Below are 3,881 nucleotides of genomic sequence, written 5' to 3' on the forward strand. Positions count from 1 at the left end.
CCAGTCCGTCTCGATCTCCGCCATCCGATCCGCGCCGACGCCGATGCCGTCGTCGTTCGGTCGCGCCGCGAATCCCGGACCCGCGAAGCGCACCAGCCCGGCATCGTGCGCGGCCACGAGGTCCCGAGCGCGTCGGAGCGGTGGGCCGCTCCCGAAGGACGCCGCGACGGCGAGGAACCGCCGGTAGTCCGCGAACGACGCGGGATCCAACCCGCCGAACTCGACGAGGGGGATCAGGGCGGACCGCGCCGCGGCATACGAGTGCAGGGCCATCTTCAGCGGACTCGCCGCGCCGCGCTCCGCCTCGGCGATGTCGCGCCGCACGGCTCGAGCGACCGCCTCGTCGATCGGCGCGGCCGGATCCTCCTCCGTCAGGGGCCGGGCGGCCGCATCCAGTGAGAGCCTGTCCGACCCCTCACGCAGGTGCGCATCGACGAGCTCGTCGACCGGCCGCCGCGACTCGCGGATGCCCCGCAACAGCCCGTCGAGGTCGCGCACGCTCGCCGGCGACACCCGGCCCAGCGTCGCGTAGTAGTCGAAGGCCGCATCCCGCTCGATGAGGGGCAGGATGTCGAGGTTGAAATCGAGCGGTCGACGCCCGCGCAACTCGTCGATCGCCGCGCGCAGGATGCGCTGTTCGGGAAAGAAGGGGACGGCGCCGAATTGCGGTTTCGCCCGATAGGGCACGCCGCGCGAAGAACCCGCGATGAGCCGCGGTTCACGACCCGACGCCTCGTAGCGATGCGAGCCGTCGGCGGTCGGGACGAACCGCCCGCCGCGTTGCTCGGTCAGCTGGCTCAGGGTGTCGAAGAAGCCCATCCCGAGTCCTCGGATCGCAACGGAGTCGCCCGCCCCGATCGGGCCCAGGTCCTGATCGATCGGGTTGCCGGGGGAGACGACCCGCGGATGGCCGGGCGTATCGTCCCGCGGCAGCCAGCCGAGCGCGAGTACGACGGCCGCCACGGCCACCTCTCCGCCGTCGTCCAGGAGGACCGTGAATCCGGATGTCGTCGGCGAGACCTCCACGGCGCGCGCCGCATGGACCCGAACGTCGATGTTCGTCGGGCGATCCCGCACGATCCGCGCGAAGCACCAGCGCAGGTAGTAGCCGTAGAGCAGGCGACTGGGCGATGACCAGTCCCGCGTGCCGGCCGCCTCGGCGAGCACGTCGGCCAGCTCTTGCGCGGCGACATCCGTCCCGATCGTGCTCGGATCCCGCGTCACCATCGCGCACCATTCGGCGAGGGAGGGCCCCGGACGGAGGGGCCCGTCGCACGCGACCGTCTCGTCCGTGAAGAGCGTCGACTGGGCGGCCACGGTGTTCATGATCAGCCGCGACGACTGGCCGGCACGCCAGATCCGCCCCGAACCCGGGGGATGCGGATCGATCAGGTGGATGATCAGGCGGGTCTCGCCGAGCAGCTCGGGCGCGCTCGCGATCAGGCGCTCCACGACCGATGTTCCCCGCACGCTGGCACCGACAACGGCGATGGCAGCGGATCCCGCGTCCTGCACGGTCATACCGCTCTCCTCCGCCCGAGACATCCGCTCCCATCCTGTCAGCCCCAAGACGGCTCGGTTTCCGCCCGGTGGCTTCTGGTCGGAGTGTTTCGGCGTGTGTCAACCGGCGAGCGCGCGGTACGCGCAATCCCTATCGTGAGAGTGATGTCGCTCGCCCGGGCGCCATCCGCGCACAGCACGCGCCTCGAGCATCGACCATCTGGAGTATCCCTATGTCCTCCTTCCACCGCACCGCCGCCCTCGGCGTCGTCGCCGTCCTGGCTCTGGGCCTGGCTGCCTGCAGCACCGGAGGCGAAACCCCCGAGGGTCAGGCCGCCGAGCCCGTCACGTTCGGCGTCGCGCTGCCCCAGACCGGCGACCAGGCTCAGTACGGCGAATACTTCGAGCAGGGCTTCGAGCTCGCTCTCTCCGAGCTGAACGATGCGGGCGGCATCGACGGCCGCCCGGTCGAGCTCGTCTACGAAGACACGCAGGCCGACCCCGCGCAGGCCCCGGCGGTCGCGCAGAAGTTCGTCGACGACGAATCGATCCTCGCCGTCCTCGGTGACTTCGGCACGCCGGCCTCGGCCGCCGCGAGCCCGATCTACCAGGCGGCCGGCCTCGTGCAGTTCGCCTTCTCGGCTTCCGCGTCGACGGTGACGGATCCGGGCGACTTCATCTTCGCGACCTGGGTGTCGCAGGAGTACGAGGCCCCGCGCCTCGCCGAGTTCGCCGCCGAGCAGGGTTCGACCGCAGCCGTTTTCTATCACGACACCGACTGGGGCGTGAACACGCACGGCTTCTTCTCGGAGGGTGCCGAAGAGGCGGGCCTGGACGAGGTGTACACGACGGGCTACAACCCCGAGGGCACCGACTTCCGCCCGCTGCTCCTCGCCGCGAGCGATGCCGACCCCGAGGTGATCGTTCTGATCTCGTATGCCGCCGACGGCGCGCTCATCGCCTCGCAGGCGCGCGAGCTGGGCATCGACGTTCCCATCGTCGGGATCAGCTCGATCTACAACCAGCAGTTCATCGAGCTCGCCGGTGACGCCGCCGAGGGCGTTCAGACCCTCAGCTACTTCACCCCCGAGAACCCGGACGAGGCCGTGCAGCAGTTCATCACCGACTTCGCGGCCGAGTACGACGTCGAGACCCCCTCGGACTACGCGATCCGCGCGTACGACGCGTTCAACGTGGTGGCTGCGGCGGCCACGGACGCCGCGGAGGCCGGGGAACTGACCCGCCAGAGCCTGCGCGATGCGCTGGACGAGGGCGAGGACTTCCCGACCATCCTGTACGGCCCGATCACCTTCGCCGACAACCGACGTATCGTTGATGCGGATCAGTACCCGCTCGTCATCCGCGACGGGGCATTCCAGCTGGCCGACTAATCTGTTTCACCGTCTGTCCGGGCATCCGCACGTCTGATGCCCGGACAGACGCATGACGGGGACACACCGTGGACATCCTTCTCGCCGGAATCGTGAGCGGCAGCACCTACGCGCTGCTGGCCGTCGGCGTTTCGCTGATCTTCGGTGTCTCGAACATCGTCAACTTCGCCCACGGCGCCGTCTTCGCCGCCGGCGGGATGGTCGGATGGTTCCTGGCGGCGGTGCTCGGCTGGCCCCTCTGGGCCGTGCTGGGTGGCGTCGTGATCTTCACCTCGCTGCTCGGCTGGGTCATCTACCTCGTGGCGGTGCGGCCGTTGCGCTCCGCGCCCGGGATCGCCGTGCTGCTCGCGACGTTCGCGATCGGCATCATCCTCGACAACAGCTCGCAACGGGTCTTCGGGGCCGAGACGCGTCGGTTCCCGTCGCTGCTCGAACGCAGCAACTTCGAGCTGTTCGGATTCCGCTTCGGCACCATCGCCCTCGTGATCATCGGGGTGAGCGTCGTCTGTGTCGTCGCTCTCGCCCTCTTACTTGCCCGCACGCGCATCGGCCGGGCCATCCGTGCCACGTCCCAGGATCGCGATGCCGCCGCCCAGATGGGCATGCCGGTCGATCGGGTGCAGGCGATCTCGTTCGTGATCGCCTCCGCCCTGGGCGGCGTCGCCGGCGTGCTCGTGGGGATGTACTTCTCCAACGTTTCGCCGACGATGGGCTTCACCGCCGGCATCCAGGCCTTCGCGGCGGCCACCATCGGCGGGCTCGGCTCGCTGCCGGGCGCCATCGTCGGCGGACTCGTCCTCGGGATCGCCGAGGCGTTCGGCGTCGCGCTGTGGGGCGATTCCGTCCGCCAGCTCATCACCTTCGGCTCTCTCATCCTCGTGCTCTGGATCCGGCCGGGCGGCATCCTCGGCCGCGTGCCCGTGCTGTCGACCGAACCGATGACGGGCACCTTCTTCGGCGCGGGACGACCCTTGCGGCTCGGCCGATGGC

Annotated in this window: 3 protein-coding genes; 2 read left to right on the forward strand and 1 reads right to left on the reverse strand. The window is 69.9% G+C overall.

The features are described from left to right. Positions 1-1,521, reverse strand: a 1,521-nt coding sequence (locus tag MIC448_RS15325) for an FAD/NAD(P)-binding protein (protein ID WP_051514184.1), incomplete at its 3' end; no start/stop codon positions are given. 212 nt (positions 1,522-1,733) lie between these two features. On the opposite strand from MIC448_RS15325, the gene MIC448_RS15330 reads away from it, so the two are divergent. Both MIC448_RS15330 and MIC448_RS15335 read left to right on the forward strand, forming a co-directional pair. Then, on the forward strand, positions 1,734-2,891 hold the full coding sequence (locus MIC448_RS15330) for an ABC transporter substrate-binding protein (RefSeq protein ID WP_036301717.1): 1,158 nt from the start codon (positions 1,734-1,736) through the stop codon (positions 2,889-2,891). Positions 2,892-2,959: 68 nt separating this feature from the next. Beyond that, positions 2,960-3,881: branched-chain amino acid ABC transporter permease (locus MIC448_RS15335; protein WP_036301719.1), on the forward strand; the 922-nt coding region annotated here is incomplete at its 3' end.

The organism is Microbacterium sp. C448 (assembly GCF_000582705.2).
GTDB lineage: Bacteria > Actinomycetota > Actinomycetes > Actinomycetales > Microbacteriaceae > Microbacterium > Microbacterium lacus_A.